This window comes from Halomonas qaidamensis (genome assembly GCF_025917315.1).
Classification (GTDB): Bacteria; Pseudomonadota; Gammaproteobacteria; order Pseudomonadales; family Halomonadaceae; genus Vreelandella; species Vreelandella qaidamensis.
Genome location: NZ_CP080627.1, coordinates 3221655 through 3241615, shown reverse-complemented (window position 1 = coordinate 3241615; position 19961 = coordinate 3221655). Strand labels below are relative to the sequence as shown.

21 protein-coding genes are annotated in these 19961 nt (G+C 53.0%); 15 read left to right on the top strand and 6 right to left on the bottom strand.

Features of this window, described 5'->3' with window-relative positions:
• The first annotated feature begins 9 nt into the window (after positions 1-9).
• Genes pcaF through K1Y77_RS14565 form a run of 3 tightly spaced genes read left to right on the top strand, consistent with a single transcriptional unit; the run spans position 10 to position 2933 of the window.
• Positions 10-1212, top strand: coding sequence for a 3-oxoadipyl-CoA thiolase (gene pcaF / locus K1Y77_RS14575; RefSeq protein ID WP_264429189.1), 1203 nt, complete (start codon positions 10-12; stop codon positions 1210-1212).
• Positions 1213-1222: 10 nt separating this feature from the next.
• Positions 1223-2041 (top strand): alpha/beta fold hydrolase, encoded by an 819-nt coding sequence (locus tag K1Y77_RS14570; RefSeq protein ID WP_264429187.1) that lies wholly within the window; start codon positions 1223-1225, stop codon positions 2039-2041.
• A gap of 58 nt (positions 2042-2099) precedes the next feature.
• Positions 2100-2933, top strand: a complete 834-nt coding sequence (locus tag K1Y77_RS14565; RefSeq protein WP_264429185.1) for a BKACE family enzyme — start codon at positions 2100-2102, stop codon at positions 2931-2933.
• A 97-nt stretch (positions 2934-3030) separates the two neighbouring features.
• Here K1Y77_RS14565 and K1Y77_RS14560 read toward each other — a convergent pair whose 3' ends face one another.
• The 3 genes from K1Y77_RS14560 to K1Y77_RS14550 are packed head-to-tail and all read right to left on the bottom strand — an operon-like array spanning position 3031 to position 6038.
• Positions 3031-4332 carry an amidohydrolase gene (locus tag K1Y77_RS14560; RefSeq protein ID WP_264429183.1) on the bottom strand — a complete coding sequence of 434 codons (1302 nt, stop codon included), beginning with the start codon at positions 4330-4332 and terminating at the stop codon, positions 3031-3033.
• A gap of 16 nt (positions 4333-4348) precedes the next feature.
• Positions 4349-5833: a sodium:solute symporter family protein gene (locus tag K1Y77_RS14555; RefSeq protein ID WP_264017538.1), complete on the bottom strand. Its 1485-nt coding sequence runs from the start codon at positions 5831-5833 to the stop codon at positions 4349-4351.
• The gene (locus tag K1Y77_RS14550; protein ID WP_030070761.1) at positions 5826-6038 is read right to left on the bottom strand and encodes a hypothetical protein; all 213 of its coding nucleotides are present in this window, start codon (positions 6036-6038) and stop codon (positions 5826-5828) included. The genes K1Y77_RS14555 and K1Y77_RS14550 overlap by 8 nt, the downstream gene beginning before the upstream one ends.
• A 199-nt stretch (positions 6039-6237) precedes the next feature.
• Between K1Y77_RS14550 and K1Y77_RS14545 the strand changes: the two genes are divergently transcribed.
• Positions 6238-7128, top strand: a complete 891-nt coding sequence (locus K1Y77_RS14545; RefSeq protein WP_264017539.1) for a LysR family transcriptional regulator — start codon at positions 6238-6240, stop codon at positions 7126-7128.
• A 107-nt stretch (positions 7129-7235) separates the two neighbouring features.
• On the opposite strand, the gene K1Y77_RS14540 is transcribed toward K1Y77_RS14545, so the two are convergent.
• Positions 7236-7412 carry a hypothetical protein gene (locus K1Y77_RS14540; RefSeq protein ID WP_198023697.1) on the bottom strand — a complete coding sequence of 59 codons (177 nt, stop codon included), beginning with the start codon at positions 7410-7412 and terminating at the stop codon, positions 7236-7238.
• 642 nt (positions 7413-8054) lie between these two features.
• Between K1Y77_RS14540 and K1Y77_RS14535 the strand changes: the two genes are divergently transcribed.
• From K1Y77_RS14535 to K1Y77_RS14500, 8 genes are all read left to right on the top strand, one after another.
• Positions 8055-9173: a muconate/chloromuconate family cycloisomerase gene (locus K1Y77_RS14535; RefSeq protein ID WP_264017540.1), complete on the top strand. Its 1119-nt coding sequence runs from the start codon at positions 8055-8057 to the stop codon at positions 9171-9173.
• Positions 9174-9275: 102 nt separating this feature from the next.
• Positions 9276-9566, top strand: a complete 291-nt coding sequence (gene catC, locus K1Y77_RS14530) for a muconolactone Delta-isomerase (RefSeq protein WP_030070755.1) — start codon at positions 9276-9278, stop codon at positions 9564-9566.
• A gap of 66 nt (positions 9567-9632) precedes the next feature.
• The gene (gene catA / locus K1Y77_RS14525) at positions 9633-10607 is read left to right on the top strand and encodes a catechol 1,2-dioxygenase (protein ID WP_264429179.1); all 975 of its coding nucleotides are present in this window, start codon (positions 9633-9635) and stop codon (positions 10605-10607) included.
• A gap of 75 nt (positions 10608-10682) precedes the next feature.
• On the top strand, positions 10683-12050 hold the full coding sequence (locus K1Y77_RS14520) for a Rieske 2Fe-2S domain-containing protein (RefSeq protein ID WP_264429177.1): 1368 nt from the start codon (positions 10683-10685) through the stop codon (positions 12048-12050).
• 44 nt (positions 12051-12094) lie between these two features.
• Positions 12095-12583, top strand: a complete 489-nt coding sequence (benB, locus tag K1Y77_RS14515; protein ID WP_030070748.1) for a benzoate 1,2-dioxygenase small subunit — start codon at positions 12095-12097, stop codon at positions 12581-12583.
• A 24-nt stretch (positions 12584-12607) separates the two neighbouring features.
• Positions 12608-13633 carry a benzoate 1,2-dioxygenase electron transfer component BenC gene (benC, locus tag K1Y77_RS14510; protein WP_264429175.1) on the top strand — a complete coding sequence of 342 codons (1026 nt, stop codon included), beginning with the start codon at positions 12608-12610 and terminating at the stop codon, positions 13631-13633.
• Positions 13630-14430: a benzoate diol dehydrogenase BenD gene (gene benD, locus K1Y77_RS14505; RefSeq protein WP_264429173.1), complete on the top strand. Its 801-nt coding sequence runs from the start codon at positions 13630-13632 to the stop codon at positions 14428-14430. The genes benC and benD overlap by 4 nt, the downstream gene beginning before the upstream one ends.
• A gap of 57 nt (positions 14431-14487) precedes the next feature.
• A complete protein-coding gene (locus tag K1Y77_RS14500; protein WP_264017546.1) occupies positions 14488-15732 on the top strand; it encodes a benzoate/H(+) symporter BenE family transporter in 1245 nt (414 codons plus the stop codon).
• 181 nt (positions 15733-15913) lie between these two features.
• On the opposite strand, the gene K1Y77_RS14495 is transcribed toward K1Y77_RS14500, so the two are convergent.
• On the bottom strand, positions 15914-16816 hold the full coding sequence (locus tag K1Y77_RS14495; protein ID WP_264017548.1) for a LysR family transcriptional regulator: 903 nt from the start codon (positions 16814-16816) through the stop codon (positions 15914-15916).
• 273 nt (positions 16817-17089) lie between these two features.
• Between K1Y77_RS14495 and K1Y77_RS14490 the strand changes: the two genes are divergently transcribed.
• The 3 genes from K1Y77_RS14490 (at position 17090) to K1Y77_RS14480 (ending at position 19534) form a co-directional block, all read left to right on the top strand.
• Complete coding sequence (locus K1Y77_RS14490; protein ID WP_264017549.1) at positions 17090-17536, top strand: universal stress protein; 447 nt, start codon at positions 17090-17092, stop codon at positions 17534-17536.
• Positions 17537-17671: 135 nt separating this feature from the next.
• Positions 17672-18946, top strand: a complete 1275-nt coding sequence (locus tag K1Y77_RS14485) for an O-acetylhomoserine aminocarboxypropyltransferase/cysteine synthase family protein (protein ID WP_264429170.1) — start codon at positions 17672-17674, stop codon at positions 18944-18946.
• A gap of 81 nt (positions 18947-19027) precedes the next feature.
• Complete coding sequence (locus tag K1Y77_RS14480; protein ID WP_264429168.1) at positions 19028-19534, top strand: hypothetical protein; 507 nt, start codon at positions 19028-19030, stop codon at positions 19532-19534.
• 80 nt (positions 19535-19614) lie between these two features.
• Here K1Y77_RS14480 and K1Y77_RS14475 read toward each other — a convergent pair whose 3' ends face one another.
• On the bottom strand, positions 19615-19956 hold the full coding sequence (locus tag K1Y77_RS14475) for a DUF5368 family protein (RefSeq protein WP_264429166.1): 342 nt from the start codon (positions 19954-19956) through the stop codon (positions 19615-19617).
• Positions 19957-19961 lie beyond the last annotated feature (5 nt).

The following is a 19961-nucleotide window of genomic DNA, read 5'->3' as shown; positions in this document are numbered from 1 at the left end:
GAGCTTTGTATGAGTGATGTCTATTTATGCCACCCGCGCCGCACCGCCATTGGCCGCTTCGGTGGCACCTTGGCCAGCATGCGGCCCGATGATGTGGCCGCGACGATCTTTAAAGCGGTGTTGGCACAAGCGCCGGATCTCGATCCTGCCGCCATTGATGAAGTATTTATGGGCTGTGCCAATCAGGCGGGGGAGGATAATCGCAACGTGGCACGCATGTCGTCGCTGCTGGCGGGCATCCCGACCTCCGTACCTGGCACGACCATAAACCGCCTGTGTGGCTCAGGCATGGATGCCGTTGGTACGGCGTTTCGCGCCATTAAAGCGGGCGAAATGGAGCTGGCCTTGGCCGGTGGTGTCGAGTCTATGTCTCGGGCTCCTTACGTGATGGGCAAGGCCGACAGCGCTTTCGCGCGCGGCCAAAAAATTGAAGACACCACCATTGGCTGGCGCTTTATAAACCCGCTAATGAAAAAAGCTTACGGCGTTGATTCAATGCCAGAAACGGCGGAAAACGTCGCCGAGCAATTCAGTATCTCGCGGAAAGACCAGGATATTTTCGCACTGCGTTCCCAGCAGAAAGCGGCGAGTGCCCAGCAAGCGGGCCGTTTCGCGCAAGAGATCACCGCCATTGACATTCCCCGCCGCAAGCAGGCACCGCTGATCTTCGATCAGGATGAGCACCTGCGGGAAACTACCTTGGCAAAATTGGCGGCTTTACCGACACCCTTTCGTGATGGCGGCAGCGTGACCGCAGGCAATGCCTCCGGCGTTAACGACGGCGCAGCGGCGATGCTGGTGGCAAGCCAAGCGGCAGTAAAACAGCACGGCCTGACGCCGATGGCCAAAATTATCGGTATGGCCACGGCAGGGGTTGAACCGCGGATTATGGGTTACGGCCCAGTGCCCGCCGTACAGAAGTTGCTCAAGCGTACGGGAATCACGATAGACGAGATCGATGTGTTCGAGTTTAACGAGGCGTTTGCCGCTCAGGCGCTTGCTTGCATGCGCGATCTTGGGCTTAACGACGATGACCCGCGGGTGAATCCAAACGGCGGTGCCATTGCATTGGGCCACCCTTTGGGAATGTCGGGCGCTCGGCTACTAATGACCGCCGCCCACGAGCTTCAAAATACAGGTAAATGCTATGCGCTGTGCACCATGTGTGTGGGTGTTGGGCAAGGTATTGCCACGTTGATTGAGCGCGTTTAACGGAGGCCGTATGGCATTTCAAATGATGAATGATCGCAGCGTCGCCTATCGGCTGCTTGGCGATGAAATGAAGCCACTGGTGGTATTGGCACATCCGTTAGGGATGAGCCAAGCCGTGTGGGACGACATTATCCCCGCACTGCTGCCGCGCTACCGTGTTTTAACCTGGGATTTACCCGGCCATGGGGCCAGTCAGGCGGTTAGCGGTAAGCAACTTTCGCCCGCTGATCTCGCCGCTGAGGCGTTGGCGTTGGTGGCATTGGCAGGCGCTGAGCAGTTCCACTTTGTTGGCACGTCTATTGGTGGCGTGGTGGGTCAACAGCTAATCGCTGAACACAGCGATCGTTTGTTGACCATCACGCTGACCAATACTGGCGCAGTGATTGGCAACGCAGATTTGTGGAACACCCGCGCGGATAGGGTTCGTCATGAGGGCCTGGCGGCGATGGCTCAAGAAATTGTGCCGCGTTGGTTTGCCCCCGCGGCGTTTGAGGCAAGCCCGGCGCTGAAAGCAGGATGGTGCGTACAAATGGGCCGTGGCGACGATGAGTCCTACGCACAGCTGTGTGAAATGCTGGGCCGCGATACATTTTGCGGAAAGCTGACCGGCAAAAAAACCGGCAAGAGCGTGAAGGTGCAGTTACTTGGCGGCAGCGAAGATATGGCGACGCCACCAACAACGCTGGAAGCACTATCGGCCGAACTCGATGGTGCAGCGCTAACCATTCTTGAGGGCGTCGGTCACGTGCCCTCAGTCGAGGCACCGGCGCTGCTGGCGGAAAAGCTGCTGGCACTGCTTACGGCGCACGCTCACGCTGTTTCTCACTAACCTTTCCGGTTAACGAGCGGCGTCAGCGCTCAGCTACCGATTCAGCAAGGAGGGGCTCATGTCTAACCCCTGTATTATCTGCGTCGCCATCACCGGCAGCTTACCTCGTAAAGAGGATAACCCGGCAGTGCCGATCACCGTTGCAGAGCAGATTGAAAGCACTCAGGCAGCCTTCGAGGCTGGCGCAAGCATTGCCCACTGCCATGTGCGTAACGATGATCAAACACCCTCCTCAGACCCTGAGAAATTTGGCCGCCTGATGGAAGGGCTTAAACAGCATTGCCCTGGCATGATTATTCAGCTTTCCACTGGTGGGCGCTCTGGCGCAGGAGAAGCCCGTGGTGGCATGCTGCCATTGGCACCGGATATGGCCAGTCTCTCAGTGGGGTCGAATAACTTCCCTACACGTGTCTATGAAAACCCACCACAGCTGGTGCAGTGGCTCGCTGACGAGATGCGCACCTACGCAGTTAAGCCGGAAATCGAGGCGTTCGATTTATCCCATATTCATCAGGCGGTGGCACTTGCAGAGCAAGGCAGCATTACGTCTCCGCTCTATGTTCAGTTTGTAATGGGGGTTAAAAACTCCATGCCAGCGGACAAGCCTACGTTTGATTTTTATATTGAAACGCTCAAACGCTTAGCACCGGATGCCCAGTGGTGTGGGGCAGGTATCGGCGCTAATCAATACGTCGTTAATGAGTGGGCGATTGCTGCCGGTGGGCACACTCGCACAGGCCTTGAAGACAATGTGCGTCTTGATCGCGATACGCTAGCCCTCTCTAATGCAGCGTTGGTCGAACGGACTGTCGCGTTGTGTGAAAAGTATCAGCGCCCAGTGGCCACTTGGCAGCAGGCGCGCGATATTCTTGGATTGAAACAATCGTATTAAAAAATCGTCTTAGCTGCTTGTCTCAAGCGTCCATCGCGGTAGTGGCATTGCCACTACCGCGACGACGTTTAGGAAAATAGCGCTAGGACAACTAGCTCTAGGACAAATAAGCCAGCGCGCCGGTTGTCATCGCTTCAATGCCGGTGCGTAGCGTTACGTCATTGCCAGGAAAGTAGTAGGGGGAGTGTGGCATCTCAAGATGGCGCATTTTCTGTGAGACATTTTCGCCTGGCGTGTTGGCCCAGCGCTCTGCAGGCGTGGCACCGATAAACCAATACACATAGGGAATGTCATCGCCGCTAAAACCGCCTGCTTGTGCGTTGCCGAACAGCGGGAAATCTTCACTGCCATTAAGGCGTGGCATAGCGTAAAGATTAGCAACACCAAAATGCTCAGCGTGGGCGTGGCGCACATGCTCAACGGCCATCGGGTCGTTGTGCAGAGCGATGGTCTCGTTGAGCACTTGGAAGGTTGGCGGTTTAGGCGTGCGGCCTGCCTCACACTCAGCGCGGATAATACGCTCAATAGATGCCACTACCTGACGGTGCAGTGCGTTATCAAAGCTTCTAATATTGATCTCAAGCTCAGCAATGTGCGGGATGATATTAGCCTGAGTGCCTGCATGGAGCTTACCAACGGTGACCACCACGGTTTCTTCCGGTGGCACTTCTCGGGAGACAATACTCTGTAGGCGAGTAACGACATGGGCTGCAATCACCACAGGGTCTACCGTTTGGGCGGGCATGGAACCATGTCCGCCTGCGCCGTGAATAGTAACCGCTAAGTTGGTACACGCCGCCATGGCGCTACCAGAGATATGGCCAACGGTGCCCGCAAGGGCAGGCATATTGTGCTGGCCTAGAATGATATCTGGCCGGGGGAAGCGCGTATAAAGCCCATCTTCAAGCATCGCTTTAGCGCCGCCAAAAATTTCCTCGGCGGGCTGGCAAATCAGCATCAACGTACCTGACCAGTGCTCCTTCAGACCTGCCATTACAGCGGCTGTGCCGACAATGCAGCTGCTGTGTAGATCGTGTCCGCAGGCATGCATTAGCGGCACTTCTGCGCCATTTTCCGTAACGGCGGTGACCTGGCTGGCAAACGCCAGCCCGGTTTCTTCTTTGATTGGAAGCGCGTCCATATCACCGCGCAGCATGACCGTTGGGCCTTCGCCATTCCTGAGCAGTGCCACCACGCCAGTACCGCCCACGTTGCGAGTCACGTGATAGCCAAGGCTTTCCAGAGCTTTCGCGAGTTGCGCACTGGTGTTGTGCTCCTGGAAAGGCAGTTCTGGGTGTTGGTGCAGCTGTCGATAAAGCGCTTTAACATCCTCTATGGTTGCTGCTAGCTGGGTATGGATAGCGCTTTTGAACGTAAAACAGTCAAGCTGAGTGGTCATGCTGTTCTCCAGGCACTTAATGGGCATTAGTTGAGGTTGTTGAAGCACTAGGCTGGGCGGCAATTACCGGTGGTACGGCTGGTTTAATGAGCCACTGACATACCCCAACGACGGCGATATTAAGCAACATTGCCCAAACGCCCGCGTGCCAATTGAGGGGAGAGCTCCAAACAAAATCCATCAGCAGGTAAGCAATGCTGCCCACTAGCGCGCCTGCCATGACACTGTTGCGACGTAGCTGTGGTAAAAACAGCGCGCCAAGCACCATAGGGAAAAGCTGCACGATAAGGCCATAGGCACCCAACAAGAGCAGTACTAACGATGAAGGGTTGGCAAGTGCGCATAGGTAAGCAATGAGTGATAGACCAAGAACGCTCCAACGAGTAGCGCTGACCATCGCTTTTTCGCTAGCCCCTTTCATGACGGTCGGGCCGACTACATCACGCACTAACACTACTGCGGCGGTATGCGCTAAGTTGGAACCGGTCGACATGGCTGCAGCCAGCGCGCCAGAAAGCATTAGGCCGATCACCCAAGGTGAGAAGTTGGCTACATCCATCACCATACGCAGCAGTACCGTATCGGAACGCTCTAAAGGTGAGTCGGCGAAGGCCAGAATGCCTGCAAAGCCTATAAATAGCAGAGGTACCAGCAGATAGGCGTAAAGCGGGTAGAAAACACTGACCTTGCGCAGCGTTCTGCCACTATCAGCAGAGTAGAACTTCATAAACAGGTGTGGCCACATGGCACCGCCAAACGCGCTGACCAATACAGCGGTGCTGAAATAGCCCCAGTTCATGCCGGTAGCGCCTGGCATCGTCAGATATTCAGGCATGGTCAGCTGGATTTGGCTGAACATTTCGCCTACGCCGCCGTAAATGCGTTCAGAGATGCTAAGCCCCAAGAACCAGGCAATCGCGATCATCATGATGCCCTGGATCAGGTTGGTCCAACCAATACCGTTTAGCCCGCTGCAAAAAACATAGGTAGCGACGACCACAAAGGCGAGGAGTGCGCCTAGCCAGAATGGGATCAGCCCGTCGGTTGCTGCCTGAAACAGCAGTCCGGCACCGGCAATCTGAATCGTCAGGTAGGGCACCAAGGCCAATACACCAATCACCCCGGCCAGCAAGCCAAGCGATTTGCTTTGGTAGTGATCGGCAATCATATCGCCCTGGGTGAGATAGCCGCGCTCGCGGCCTAGTTTGGCCACACGTGGCCCCATGGCCCAAATGGTGATGGGCACTAGCGACAGGTAGGCAAGAATATAGAAGCCGGGAGCACCATGCTTGTAAGCCCAGCCCGGTGCGCCAAGAAACGCAAAGGCAGAAAAAATTTCCGCTCCCAAAATAAAGAACAGTATGACCACGCCTACATGACGGCCACCGGCCACATAACCTTCCAAACTAGAGTTTTGTTGGCCTCGGGCACGTAGCCCAACCCAAAGTACCAGGGCAAGATAGGTGAGGGTAATGCCAACCACAATTAGTGAATCATTCATGGCGGCTACCTCCGTGGCGAATCACGAAGGCAATCCACATGCCGATAAACAGCACCAGCATCCATAAAATGTACCAGAAGAACAGAAAGGGCAGGCCGAGCACGGTAGGTTCGATACGGTTGGCGATTAATGCGCCAGGCCAAATCATTGCTAGGGTGCACAGAGTAAAGTGCAGTCCAATAAGAAGGTGGTAGGTTTTGTTCATGGGATATCCTGCTCGTCATACGAGTCTTGTTATGGATTGTCCGTTCACTATGAAATAAGAATACCAATACCAGAAATATAGATTTTAGATACTGGCTATATCATATTGATATGGCTTTTTAAGAAGCTATTGGGAAAAGGTTAAGACACGCGGGTCTTGCCTAATTATTCAAAGGGTTAACTGAGGTCTTAGTGCGCCGATGGAGTTTCGTCAGCTGGAGTACTTTATCGCGGTAGTAGAAACGGGTTCGATATCGGCGGCTAGTCGACGCGTGCATATCGCCCAACCGGCGTTAACTCGGCAGATGCGCCTGCTAGAAGAGAGTGTTGGCACACAACTGTTAGATCGCCATGCCCGTGGTATTCACTTAACCGTAGCGGGGAAGGCGCTGTATAGCGAAGCCACGCGGTTACTTGATGAGCGCTCAGATATTAAAGCGCGGCTCTTGGCCCTGGGGAGTGGGCAAACCGGCAAGCTGAGTCTTGGGGTGACCGTTACGCACCTATGGCTGCCGGAAGTTGCCAAGTTAATGGGCGGCTATCGGGAACGTTACCCAAAGGTAGCGCTAGATGTCTTTCCGCTGCTTTCTGGGCCGCAGCTAGATAGGCTGCAGCAGGGCAGCCTCGACGTCGGTATTCTCTATCTTGATGATGACATGCCGTCGGGTATTGATGCGCAGCTGTTGCAGCACGATCATTTGGTTCTGGCGGTGCCCGCCTCATCATCATGGGCAGAGTCGCCGCCTGCAAGCTTAGCCGCGCTTTGTGACGCTGAGTTTGTATGGGGATACCGCAGCATTTCACCGGTTTATTTCGACCGGGTGGTCGCACACTTTGCACGCTTAAACTTTGAACCGCTCGTAGTGCAGTATGGGGCTGATAACCTGACTATTCTTAGTATGGTAGCCGCTGGGCTAGGGTTAGCGATTGTGCCCGCTGCCAGTCGTTGCCACCCGATGTCGGGTATCGTTTTTATTGAGTTAGAGGAACTATCATCCTGTGACATGCCGCTATGGCTTGCATGGCGTTCGGGAGAAGAGCCTCCCGTGCTCAAGAATTTTATCGATCTAGCAACAACGCTGTTTATATAAACATTTCTTATATAAAAATTGCCTATATAAACGTTGCCTATATAAACAGTTGGCGGGCCTTTTGGCCCGCCAACTGTTTGCGTTCAGTGAATAATGAACCCCTCCACTTACTTCGAATTCCTAATCGGTAATTCAGAGGCAGTGAACGTCGTGGCATCTGTTTGATGCTGTGCTGACGAGTCAGGGTAAGCGATTTGATTGTCTTCACCAGAGCCGCGTTCGGCAAGTGCTGCACCAGAGAATAGAATTAGGGCGGCGGCTGCTACTGTATTGATTAACTTCATAACTTTTAACCTCACGTTAAATAAAACGTCTCTAAATTTGCGATGACTATGCATCGCTGTTGGACGACGAGAGAGATTGTAAGCAGGCTAACATAATAATAAAATTGATTAAAAGTACATAGACCATTCTACTATTTAGAACGGTTTGAGAGGAGAGAGTAGCAAGGGAAAGAAGGTGAACTAGAGAAATGGAGAAGCGGAGAAGTAGAAAATGGGTTACTCCCAACGTTCTCGAAGACTGCCTACCATTATGCTTTTGTCGCAAAACAACCGGCTGACAGCAGACAACAGAAGAGACAGGTTCCAGCGTACTGATGACAGCAGCCGGCGTGGCTGGCGTTAGTAATAGGATTGTCAAAGGCCAAACACCGACAACGGTACAGTGCAACGCTGCGCCGTTTTTTATTTTGGCAGGGTTAGCTCAGCGGCACGGTGATAACTCATTGAAAAACGTCTATCTCTGTGGCGCTTTATCACACGCATAGAGCGAGACAGACAGCGTTGAGCAGCACAAAAAGGCGCATTTAGCCGTCTGGTAGCAATACCTTCTCGGTATGGCAAGGCACTCAAACAATATTGGTTTTAACAACTGGCGGCCACCAAACTGCCCCTAGTTAAACAACGCCAGACGCTGGAGCTGCCATGTCAACTGTCATCGAACATATTGAGACGCTGCTAGTCGATTTGCCGACGATTCGTCCGCATAAGCTCTCAATGACCACTATGGCCTGCCAAACCATGGTGATTGTGCGCATGCGCCACTCCGATGGTATCGAAGGAATTGGTGAAGGCACCACCATTGGTGGCCTGGCCTACGGCCCGGAAAGCCCTGAAAGCATTAAGCGCAATATCGATATCTATTTGGCGCCGCTTCTTGTCGGCCAGTCATCTAGCAATATCCACCAGCTGCGCTCCCGCCTGAACCGACATGCCCGCGGCAACATGATTGCTAAATCAGCGTTGGAAACGGCACTCCTGGATGCACAAGGCAAACGTTTGGGCTTAAGCGTTGCTGAATTGCTTGGCGGCGCTCGGCAGGAACATTTGCCTGTGCTGTGGACATTAGCCAGCGGCGATACCGCCAAGGATATCGATGAAGCGCAGCTGCGTTTAGAGCAGCGACGTCACTGCGATTTTAAATTAAAAATTGGTGCTAATTCACTCGACCAAGACGTAGGTCACGTCGCAGCTATTAAACAAGCATTAGGTGATCGCGCCAGTGTACGCGTTGACGTAAACCAAGCGTGGGACGAATCCACCGCCGTGCGTGGCATTCAAGCGCTACAGGATGCCGGTATCGAGTTAATTGAGCAGCCCATACCTGCCCGTGAACATGCAGGGCTTATTCGCCTAGCGAACCGTTTTAACGTGCCGATGCTGGCAGATGAAGCCGTGCAGGATGCCCGCGACGGCCTCGATCTTGTGAGCGGCGGGTTCAGCGGTGCCTTCGCGTTAAAAATTGCCAAGTCTGGTGGAATCCATGGTGTGTTGGAACTGGCGCATGTGGCGCAAGCCGCGGGCGTTGGCTTATACGGCGGCACCTTGCTGGAGGGCACCATTGGAACGGCCGCTTCACTACATGCCTGGGCAACGCTACCAGAAATGACCTGGGGCACTGAAATGTTCGGACCGCTGCTGCTGAAAGACGACATTGTCATTAAGTCACTTAACTACACCGAGTTTGGGGTGACGTTGCCCCAAGGGCCAGGGTTGGGCATCACCTTGGATGAAGAGAAATTGGCTTACTACTCACGTCAGTAACCCGATTAAAGCCACGCAACTATCCGTCGCAACTACACGCCGCATAAGTAAAAATTTGCCAGTCGATGTTGGCATCTGCGCGCGGCTGAAGAGGAGAAATTTATGCTGTTTCAGGTAGAGATGACAGTCAAGCTGCCGACCGATATGCCAGCAGAGCAGGCAGCGGATATTAAGGCCACTGAAAAGGCGTATGCCCAAAACCTACAGCGCCAAGGCAAATGGCGCCACCTGTGGCGGGTAGCGGGTAGCTACTCAAATATCAGTATTTTTGATGTTGAAGACAACGCCGAGCTGCAAGAACTGATCAGCAATTTGCCGCTGTTTCCTTATATGGAAATTAGCGTCAAGCCGCTGTGTCGTCACCCCTCTTCAGTACGTGAAGACGACCGCTGATTACCCAAGTAATACGCCAGTTCTTATTAATAAAACAATAGCCTATAACAAACTGAGGATGTCACCATGACCGTGAAAATTTTTGACACACCAGACGTACAGAACTTTTTAAAGACCATTGCTGGTTTCGACCAAACGGGTGGCAATGATCGCGCCAAACAGATTGTTCATCGCTTGGTGTCCGATCTGTTCAAGCTGATTGACGATTTTAACGTCACTGAAGAAGAGTACTGGGCTGCTGTTAATCTGCTTAACGCTTTGGGCAACCAAACACAGTTCGGTTTGCTATCGCCTGGGTTAGGATTTGACCACTTCCTTGATATGCGCCAAGACGCCATCGACGCTGAAGCCAAGCGTACTGGAGGTACACCGCGCACTATCGAAGGGCCGCTTTACGTGGCTGGCGCCCCAGAAGAAGAAGGCTTTGCGCGCATGGACGACGGCCAGGATAACGACGGCGAGACCATGTGGTTAACCGGCCAGGTACGTGATGTGGACGGGCAGCCAGTCAAGGGGGCTAAGGTCGAAATCTGGCACGCCAATTCCAAAGGCGGCTACTCCTTCTTTGATGAGACGCAGAGCGAGTACAACCTGCGCCGTACCATCTATACCGATGCGCAAGGCCGCTACACTGCGCGCAGCATTATCCCTTCTGGTTATGGCGTTCCTGAAGGTGCCCCAACGGATGTCGTGTTGAAGTCACTCGGTCGTCATGGCGAGCGCCCTGCCCATATCCATTACTTTGTCTCTGCACCGGGCCATCAGCACCTGACTACCCAGATTAATCTCGCTGGTGACCCCTACACCTTTGATGATTTCGCTTTTGCCACGCGTGAAGAGCTAGTCGTTCCAGCGAACAAGATCGACGATAAAAACACCATCGCCCAGCGCGAGCTAGACGGCCCGTTCTCAGAAGTTGTGTTCGATATTGAGCTCAACAAGACTGACGCCGCTGAGCTGCAAACACGCCACGCCCGCCCACGCGCTAAAGAAAACGAGGCTGATCAAGCCAGCCAGTTGGCCGGTACTGCCAAGGTATAACCCCCCCATCCTGATGAACGCGGGCCAGCCCCTAGGCCCGCTGCGATAAGACCGATAACTACCAGGAGAGAGATCATGACCACGAAGCTTGATCAGCTCGAAGCCCGCGTGCGCGGTGCCGTACAAGACGAACCAGAGAACGGTGTTTTTCGCTGCCATCGCAGTATGTTTACTGACCCTGAGTTCTTTGAACTCGAGCTAAAGCATATCTTTGAAGGCAACTGGCTGTTTTTGGCCCACGAAAGCCAAATCGCTGAGCCGGGCGACTACATGACCGTCACTATGGGCCGCCAGCCGGTGATTATCACCCGTGACAAACAGGGCGAGCTACATGGACTGATTAATGCCTGTGCTCACCGTGGCGCGACGCTGTGTCGCCGCAAGCGCGGCAACAAAGGCACCTTTACCTGCCCGTTCCACGGCTGGACGTTTAAGAACGACGGCAAGTTACTGAAAGCCAAAAACGAGAAGGTCGGTGCCTACCCCGACTCTTTTAAAGAAGATGGCTCCCATGACCTGAAACGCCTGCCTCGCTTTGAAAACTACAAAGGCTTCCTGTTCGGCAGTTTGAGTGCGGATGTTCAGCCTCTTGAGCAACATCTGGGCGAAACCACCAAGATTATCGATAACATCGTTGATCAAGCACCGGAAGGCTTGGAAATTCTGCGTGGCACATCCTCTTACACCTATTCAGGAAACTGGAAACTCCAGGCTGAAAACGGTGCCGATGGCTACCACGTAAGCTCAGTGCACTGGAACTATGCCTCCACCATGGAGCGTCGTAACTACGATGCAGGCGGCACCAAAGCGGTGGACGCTGATGGCTGGTCGAAGAGTAAAGGCGGTTTCTACTCTTACAAAAATGGCCACATGATGCTGTGGACACGTCTGCTTAATCCTGAAGTGCGCCCGGTCTATCAGCAAAAAGAGTGGATTCAGGAGCAGCTGGGCGACGCCCGTGCAGATTCCATCGTTAACCAAACGCGTAACCTGTGTCTCTACCCTAACGTCTACCTGATGGATCAGTTCTCCACGCAAATTCGCGTGTTGCGACCCATCGACGTTAACAAAACCGAAGTCACCATCTACTGCTTCGCTCCTAAAGGCGAGTCGGCTGAAAACCGCGCCGTGCGTATCCGCCAGTATGAAGACTTCTTTAACGTCTCTGGTATGGGCACCCCGGATGATCTTGAAGAGTTCCGCGCTTGCCAAGAAGGCTACAACGGTGCGTTAGCGGAATGGAATGACCTCTCTCGCGGCGCGAAACAGTGGGTTGAAGGGGCTGACGAAAATGCCCAGGCAATCGATATGAAACCACTGCTGAGTGGCGCTTCCCCCGAAGATGAAGGCCTCTACGTGTTGCACCACAAACACTGGGTCGACGAAATGTTGCGCGCAATTGATAAAGAGCGCAGTCAGTTCATTGCCACCGCATCCGCCTAAGTGTTTAGACACCTAGGCGCCGAGTGACCAGGGGAGAAACCACTATGAGCATTACCTATCACGACCTTCAAGCCTTCCTGTACCGCGAAGCCCGTTTACTGGACGACCGCGAGTGGGACGAATGGTTGGCCTGCTACCACAAAGACGCTGAGTTTTGGATGCCCGCTTGGGATGACGACGACCAGTTGACCCGTGACCCACACAGTGAAATTTCACTGATCTACTACGCCAATCGTGAAGGGCTGGAAGACCGGGTTTATCGGATTAAGACCGAGCGTAGCGGTGCAAGCACACCTGAGCCACGCACCACCCACCAAATTAGCAACCTCGAAATACTTTCCCAAGAGGGCGATAAGGTGGAGCTGCGCTTTAACTGGCACACGCTTAGCCACCGCTACAAAGTCACCGACAGCTTTTTCGGGGCAGCGTTTTACACCCTGGATGTGTCGGGTGAAACACCGCTCATCACAAGAAAAGTCGTACAGCTGAACAACGACTATATCCAGCAGGTCATCGACGTTTACCACATTTGACCTGATGTGGGAGGAGATTCAACCATGAGCTATACCATTGCCCTCAACTTTGAAGACGGCGTGACCCGTTTTATCGGTTGTAAAGAAGGGGAAACCGTTCTTGATGCTGCGTATCGGCAAAAAGTTAACCTGCCGATGGACTGCTCTGACGGGGTATGTGGCACCTGCAAGGGATATTGCGAACAGGGCCAATTTGACATGGGTGACGAGTACCTAGAAGAGGCACTTTCGGACGAGGAGGTGGCTGAAGGACAGGTGCTAACATGCCAAATGGTGCCCTCATCAGACTGCGTTATCCAAGTGCCGGTGGCCTCGACACTGTGTAAAACCCAGGTAGGCAGCGTTGAGGGCACGGTCGCAGCAGTCGAGTCGCTCTCTGAAGATAGCATTGAGCTTGTCGTTGATCTGGATAACGCCGACGGTCTGACCTTCCTACCCGGACAATATATCCATATTGATGTGCCAGGCACTGAGGTGCATCGCTCTTACTCATTTAGCTCACTGCCTGGCGATAAACGAGCCACTTTCCTTATCCGTAATATCCCTAACGGGGTGATGAGCGGTTACTTAACCGAACGGGCAAAGGTGGGTGATCGGCTTAAGCTGACTGGCCCGCTGGGTAGTTTCTACCTGCGCGAGGTGACCCGGCCGGTGCTGATGTTGGCAGGCGGTACTGGGTTAGCACCGTTCTTATCGATGCTGGCGCAGTTGGTACAAAAAGAGTGCGACGCACCGATCCATATGGTCTACGGCGTCAATAAAGATGATCACCTAGTGAAAACCGATGCGTTAGATGCCTTTAAGGAAGCGTTGCCGAATTTTAGCTACTCAACGGTCGTGGTTGACGACGCCAGCGAGCATCCGCGGAAGGGATATGTCACCCACCACATGGATGCGGGCGTTCTGCACGATGGTGATATTGATGTCTACCTTTGCGGCCCGCCCCCCATGGTGGATGCGGTACTTAACCATTTTGATACCGAAGGTATTACGCCGCAGAGCTTCCACTACGAGAAGTTCACTCCGAATCAAGTGGGAGAGCGCGCATGAGTAGCCAGTGTCTTAACCGTTTACGCTTTCAAGATCGCGTCATGGTGATCACTGGCGCAGCCCAAGGGATCGGGCGGCGTCTTGCTGAGCGCGCTGCGGCGGAAGGCGCGCGTTTGGTTCTGGTAGACCGCGCTGACCTCATTCACGAAGTTGTCGACCAGCTAAGCGGGCAGGGGCGTCAGGTCGTTGGTGTGCAAACGGACCTAGAGACATGGGCTGGTGCTGAGCAAACAATGCAGGTGGCATATAAGCAGTTTGGGCGTATCGATATTTTAATCAATAACGTGGGCGGTGCGATTAATTTTAAACCGTTCACTGAATTTACGGACGAGCAAATAGCCGCCGAGATCAATCGCTCTTTAATGCCTACGCTATGGTGCTGTCGGGCGGCGCTTCCCATGATGGTGGCACAGGGTAGCGGCGTGATTGTTAACGTCTCCTCCGCTGCCACCCGTGGTATTCACCGCATTCCTTATTCGGCGGCGAAAGGTGGGGTTAACGCAATGACCGCTTCGCTGGCATTTGAGTACGCCGAGCATGGCATTCGCGTCGTTGCGACAGCCCCTGGCGGCACTGAAGCGCCACCACGGCGTATTTCACGGGGCACACCAGAGCCGACCAGCGAGACAGAAAAAGCTTGGTTTCAAGCGCACATTGATCAAACCAAGCAGAGTTGCCTAATGGGTCGTTATGGCACGTTGGATGAAATGGTCGCCCCCATTTTATTCCTTGCGTCTGACGACGCCAGCTACATCACCGGCAGCGTATTACCCGTTGCAGGTGGTGATCTCGGATAACCCATCTATCGCTATAGTCACTTCAACGCTAATCATAACAATACCCTGGAGTACACCGTGAAACATATAGAGAAAGGCGTTAGCCTCAGGCACGCGCCCCGTGATTTCCTGCGCGACCTGAATGTTGATAATGCCAGTACCGGTTTGGTCGCCGGTATTTTAGGCCTTAGCGTTGGCGTCGTTCATATCAGTGCGGGCACTGCTGCTGGACTAGACTCTTCGTTTATTATGATCTGGGTGATCAGTTACCTGATGATCAACGGGCTATTTGGTTTGGTGATGCCCGCTTATTATCGGCTGCCCATTCCAATGGCTAACTCTATTCCAGGGGCGCTAATGTTCGCCGCCGTTATTCCCGTGGTGGGATTAGAAGCGGCGTTAGGAGCCAGCCTAATTGCGGGGGCGATTGCGCTGGTGGCGGGCCTAACGGGGGTGATGGGGATTGTGATGCGCTTAATCCCCATGCCAATCGTGATGGGTATGGTGGCAGGTATGCTACTGAGCTTTGGACTCAATATGGTACGCCCGCTGGAGAACGCGATAGTGCCAGCCTCGATTATGATTCTGGCATTTTTCATTTCCGCACGGCTATTTCGTAAAATTCCCCCTCTGATCGTGGCCATGCTCGCAGGTATTCTTTACCTGATAGCGACAGGCGTTGACCTATCAGGTATCGAAGCGACGATCCGTTTTCCGGAGTTTATTGTTCCCCACTTCACCCTAAGTGCTTTTCTCACTTATGGCCTGCCGTTGGCGATTATTCTAGTCGGTATGGAAACCCCTGCGGGCGTGGGCTTGGTGAAAGGAATGGGCTACAAAGAGGTGCCTGCCAACGGCATTACTGCCGTGGGTGGCTTTGGCACCATGGTATCGGCGTTTTTTAACCTGCACAGTACCTGCATTGCCGCACCAATGACCGGAATCTGCTCGTCCCCCGAGGCAGGTACCCATGATAAGCGCTGGGTCGCGGCAGTGGTGGCGGCGGCTATCTTTGTGGTGGCAGCGCCCTTTTACGGCTATGTCGTCAGCCTGCTGGAAGCGACACCGCGCTATTTTATCGCGATTATTGCTGGGCTTGCGCTGATGCGCGTCATTACCTCCTCAATGTCGATTGCCTTTGCTGGTAAAAAGCATGAAATAGGCGCGCTGTTCGCCTTTCTGATTGCGGCTTCTGGCCTGCAAATTCTGGGCATTGGCGCCACGTTCTGGGCGCTGGTGTTAGGTGTCATTGTTTCAGCGATTTTTGAAACAAAAGACTTTGAATTTATCTTCGCTCGCAACGTGTTGGAAAAGACAGGCTAAAACTCGGTCACTTCTTATTTGTTATTCTTTTTTAGCCCTTTTACTCGATATTCTCCTTGTCCCGTTATTGCTTTCGCAAAGCGGGATTTTTTTACACATTGGGTTTGCAGGGCGAGATTCAATCTACCTCTTTATTTAATGAGGGTTATCTAATGAGGTTTGTTTAATGAGGTTTAGTCCGTTAGGGGTAACGCCCTGAGCGACGATTGTCCACAAGCACCTTTAGAATTGCGTTTGCCTCTTCCATGATGGGTGATGGTTTGTCGCCCCGTCGACGGCTACATACCACAGGCGTCGTGATGCTCTTATCGGCAAGCGTTACGTAGGAAACACCTTCACGTTGAACCCGTTTAACTTGTTCAGGCACCAGGGTAATACCAATCCCCGAAGCCACAAGGCTCAGCGCCGTTTGCAGCTCATTGGCTTCTTGCACCACATCGATTTTTAACCGCTGACGACGAAAGATACCCAGCACCACGTCTGCCATGCTAGGGCGTGGTTTAGCAGGAAAAATAATCAGTGGGTTGCTGGCGAGCTCTTCACAAGTAGGTGACGTGCCCTCTAACGGGTGGCCTGTTGGGAGTGCTGCTATTAAAGGCTCGTTAAACAGGATCTCTTGCTCAACATCAGGATCATCAATGCGTAGCCTTCCAAAGCCAATATCAATACGCCCTGCTTTAAGTGCTTGGATTTGCTGGACCGTTGTCATCTCTGCCAGCGATAGCTCGATATTTTCCCGTTTTCTTAGGTCACGGACTAGCATCGGCAGTTGGCCATAAAAGACAGAAGGAACAAAGCCCACACCGAAGAGTGTTCTTTGGCTGCGCGCCATACGCCGAGTGGCGTCGATAGTAACTTCTACTTTTTCTAATATTTGCAGTGCATGTTGCTGGAAAAAAGTACCGGCGGGCGTTAGGCGTAAGCCCCGAGAGCTACGTTCAAACAGCACAGTGCCAACTTCTTGTTCCAACTGTTTAATTTGGCGAGATAAAGGAGGTTGCGACATATGCAGGCGTTCAGCGGCACAGGTGAGGTTCAGCTCTTCAGCAACGACGCAAAAGTAGCGTAAGTGGCGCAGTTCCATGATACCTCCTGGGTATGGGCAATAACTTAATCAATAGTCGTTTTGTTGTGGTTTGACGACCAGAATGAGCCTTAGTACCGAAACAGTGGTGGGCAAAATGGGGTGTTGCTATCTCTAGTTGAGCGATATCGGCACGCTGAAAGCAGGGGGCGTTAATGCGGTCTATTAGCCAAATATACTACCACATGATGCGTGGCTTCCCGACAGGCATTGGCTGACCGCTGCTGTTTTAAAACCTGTATCTATTTATAAAAAATAAAGGAGTGTGAGGTCATGTTTGATTCAATTCTAGTGCCGGTCGATGGCTCTGAACATGCCAAGCAAGCGGTTGACGTTGCTTGTCATTTGCTGAAAAAAGAAGGGTTGTCAAAAGTATATTTGCTGCATGTGCCTGAAGTGCTCGGCTACAAAACTACGATGGTCTGGGGATTAGGCGTGGTAAATCCTGAGTCGACCTTAGCAGAGCGCGAACAAGCAGGTGAAACACTGTTAGAAAAAGCCTCTGTCTTTGCCACTCAAGCAGGTGCGCCCCAGGTTGAACGGCTATTGGTTAGCGGTGATCCCGCCAGAGTAATTTTAGACGTAGCCAAGGCCAATAGCGTTGATGCGATCGTGATGGGCAGTCGAGGGCTTAGTGACCTAGGGAGTGTCATGATCGGCAGTGTTTCACACAAAGTTAGCCATGCCGCCAAGTGCTCAGTGATTACCGTGAGAAATTAACCGTTTGCTTGGCGCCTAAGCGCCACGCATTAATAAGAACGGCTCTGGCGACCCCCAGACTAAACGATATTGGCCTTCAGTGTGTCGCTTGTTTAGGATCAAGGATGCACCTTCATCAACTAGCGAGCCGTTCTTATGAAGCCTGAAACCATTGCTCTTCACCATGGCTATGCGCCTGATTCACAAAATGCTGTTGCTGTGCCGATCCATCAGACCACGTCATTCTCATTTGATAACGCCCAGCACGCAGCGGATCTGTTTGATCTAAAAGTGGAAGGAAATATTTACTCGCGCATTATGAACCCAACCTGCGCCGTACTGGAGCAGCGGGTGGCCGCATTGGAAGGCGGCATTGCGGGGTTGGCAGTGGCCTCTGGGATGGCTGCGATTACCTATGCGATCCAAACCATTGCTGAAGCGGGCGATAATATTGTCTCGATTAGTGAGCTGTATGGCGGCACGTACAACTTGTTTGCCCACACCTTGCCACGCCAAGGCATTCAAGTCAGGTTTGCCGATAAAGATGATATCGACGGCCTTGAAGCGCTGATTGACGAGCGTACCAAAGCAGTGTTTTGCGAGAGTATCGGTAACCCATCTGGTGGCGTGGTAGACCTGCAAAAGTTGGCTGACGCAGCCCACCGTCATGGGGTGCCGGTGATTGTGGATAACACCACCGCAACGCCGTTTCTATGTCGCCCCATCGAACACGGAGCAGATATTGTCGTTCACTCGGCCACCAAATATATTGGTGGCCACGGCACTACTGTCGGTGGTGTGATTGTCGACTCAGGTAAGTTCCCTTGGGCGGAAAATGCCAGCCGTTTCCCGCTACTAAACGAGCCGGATATCTCCTATCACGGCGTTAGCTATACTCGCGATGTGGGCGACGCCGCCTTTATTGCCCGTGCTCGCGTGGTACCGCTACGCAACATGGGCGCGGCGCTTTCGGCTCAAGCGGCCTGGAACCTGCTGCAGGGGCTGGAAACGCTGTCGCTGCGGATTGAACGCATTTGTGCCAATGCGTTAGCCGTTGCCAAGCATTTGGAAAGCCATCCGTTAGTCACCTGGGTGCACTACGCAGGTTTGGAAAACCACCCTGACCATGCATTAGCTAAGCGCTATATGAACGGCCATGCCTCGGGGATTCTTAGCTTTGGCATTGAAGGCGGCCAGGCCGCAGGTGAGCGCTTCTACGATGCTCTGGCGCTGATTCTGCGTTTGGTTAATATCGGCGACGCCAAGAGCTGCTCTTCGATTCCAGCATCTACCACCCACCGCCAATTAAACGAGCAGGAGTTAAAGGCTGCTGGCGTCACGCCGGATATGGTGCGCTTATCGATTGGCATTGAGCATATCGATGATTTGCTGGCAGACATTGACCAAGCGCTAGCGGCTTCTCAGGGCTAAGCTAATTTCTCAGGGCTAAGCTAATAGAGGTGCAGGGAAGCACCTCTACGGTTAGCGAGCGAAACGTATGGGGGAGCTAAAATGACAAAACAACAACGCTTGGGAATGAGCTCACTACTCCTGGGTGGGCTTATGTGGGGGGCCGGACACGTCGTTGCGGACGAGATCAGCGGTACGTTGGATGGCGAGCCTAAAGAGTGGCACATTGTTACTCACTCAGAAGGCTCAACAGCTAATTTTTCTGAGCTGATGCCGGGCATGGTGAATGTCACTGTCCAAGGGCATAGAGAACCGCGATTTGAAACCCAAGGCACGCTGAGCATTAGCTTTATAGTGATGAATGGTGACACGGGTGATGCCTCAGTGAGCTACTTTCCAGAAAGCGGAATGTTGCCCCACTATGGCACTGAACAAGACGTGCCTATTGAGATAGCGCTGCTGGAAATCGATGGTGACACCGGTCGGGTAAAAGGGCGTGTTGCAACGTCGCTTGCCTATGTGGCGTCGATGACAGAAGAGCATGATCACAGCAATACCATGGGTATTGATGTGTCTTTTGATGCGACGCTGGTGCGTGAAGAGTATTAGCCTTCACTCACATTATAAATGGTGTCACCGGCGGTTTTGACTCAGCCCACGTACGCGTGGGCTGAGTCACATTGGAATGCTCAATCTGTACGCCGATCACTGATTAAATAGCTCAAAGGGTGTAAGACTATCAAGGCAACAATAAAGGTTGCGATTGCGGCGCTTGTCAACGCCACCCAGTCAACCACTGTCGCGACGTAATCCAGCGTAGAGTGAGTAAACCAGGGCACCCAAACAAAGGCTGTTAGCCCGACCAGTCCGGCCAATAGTAGAGCAAGCACGCTACGGTGATGGGTGATTTGGTAGCCACGCAGATAAGCGAAAAGGTGTAGGCCAACGATAATCACAGCGGCTGCTAACATTAGCCAAATGAAGGGGGCGAGCGCGTACATTAAAATCGTAATGATGCCGGTAAGGGTCATAATGG

Bases quoted from the DNA above. Each gene is read 5' to 3' on its own strand.
- K1Y77_RS14535 (WP_264017540.1), top strand. From the start codon at position 8,055: ATGTCAACTGTCATCGAACATATTGAGACGCTGCTAGTCGATTTGCCG.
- K1Y77_RS14565 (WP_264429185.1), top strand. From the start codon at position 2,100: ATGTCTAACCCCTGTATTATCTGCGTCGCCATCACCGGCAGCTTACCT.
- benC (WP_264429175.1), top strand. From the start codon at position 12,608: ATGAGCTATACCATTGCCCTCAACTTTGAAGACGGCGTGACCCGTTTT.
- K1Y77_RS14520 (WP_264429177.1), top strand. From the start codon at position 10,683: ATGACCACGAAGCTTGATCAGCTCGAAGCCCGCGTGCGCGGTGCCGTA.
- K1Y77_RS14540 (WP_198023697.1), bottom strand. From the start codon at position 7,412: ATGAAGTTAATCAATACAGTAGCAGCCGCCGCCCTAATTCTATTCTCT.
- K1Y77_RS14480 (WP_264429168.1), top strand. From the start codon at position 19,028: ATGACAAAACAACAACGCTTGGGAATGAGCTCACTACTCCTGGGTGGG.
- K1Y77_RS14475 (WP_264429166.1), bottom strand. From the start codon at position 19,956: ATGACCCTTACCGGCATCATTACGATTTTAATGTACGCGCTCGCCCCC.
- benB (WP_030070748.1), top strand. From the start codon at position 12,095: ATGAGCATTACCTATCACGACCTTCAAGCCTTCCTGTACCGCGAAGCC.
- pcaF (WP_264429189.1), top strand. From the start codon at position 10: ATGAGTGATGTCTATTTATGCCACCCGCGCCGCACCGCCATTGGCCGC.
- K1Y77_RS14490 (WP_264017549.1), top strand. From the start codon at position 17,090: ATGTTTGATTCAATTCTAGTGCCGGTCGATGGCTCTGAACATGCCAAG.
- benD (WP_264429173.1), top strand. From the start codon at position 13,630: ATGAGTAGCCAGTGTCTTAACCGTTTACGCTTTCAAGATCGCGTCATG.
- catA (WP_264429179.1), top strand. From the start codon at position 9,633: ATGACCGTGAAAATTTTTGACACACCAGACGTACAGAACTTTTTAAAG.
- K1Y77_RS14555 (WP_264017538.1), bottom strand. From the start codon at position 5,833: ATGAATGATTCACTAATTGTGGTTGGCATTACCCTCACCTATCTTGCC.
- K1Y77_RS14485 (WP_264429170.1), top strand. From the start codon at position 17,672: ATGAAGCCTGAAACCATTGCTCTTCACCATGGCTATGCGCCTGATTCA.
- catC (WP_030070755.1), top strand. From the start codon at position 9,276: ATGCTGTTTCAGGTAGAGATGACAGTCAAGCTGCCGACCGATATGCCA.
- K1Y77_RS14550 (WP_030070761.1), bottom strand. From the start codon at position 6,038: ATGAACAAAACCTACCACCTTCTTATTGGACTGCACTTTACTCTGTGC.
- K1Y77_RS14560 (WP_264429183.1), bottom strand. From the start codon at position 4,332: ATGACCACTCAGCTTGACTGTTTTACGTTCAAAAGCGCTATCCATACC.
- K1Y77_RS14570 (WP_264429187.1), top strand. From the start codon at position 1,223: ATGGCATTTCAAATGATGAATGATCGCAGCGTCGCCTATCGGCTGCTT.
- K1Y77_RS14495 (WP_264017548.1), bottom strand. From the start codon at position 16,816: ATGGAACTGCGCCACTTACGCTACTTTTGCGTCGTTGCTGAAGAGCTG.
- K1Y77_RS14545 (WP_264017539.1), top strand. From the start codon at position 6,238: ATGGAGTTTCGTCAGCTGGAGTACTTTATCGCGGTAGTAGAAACGGGT.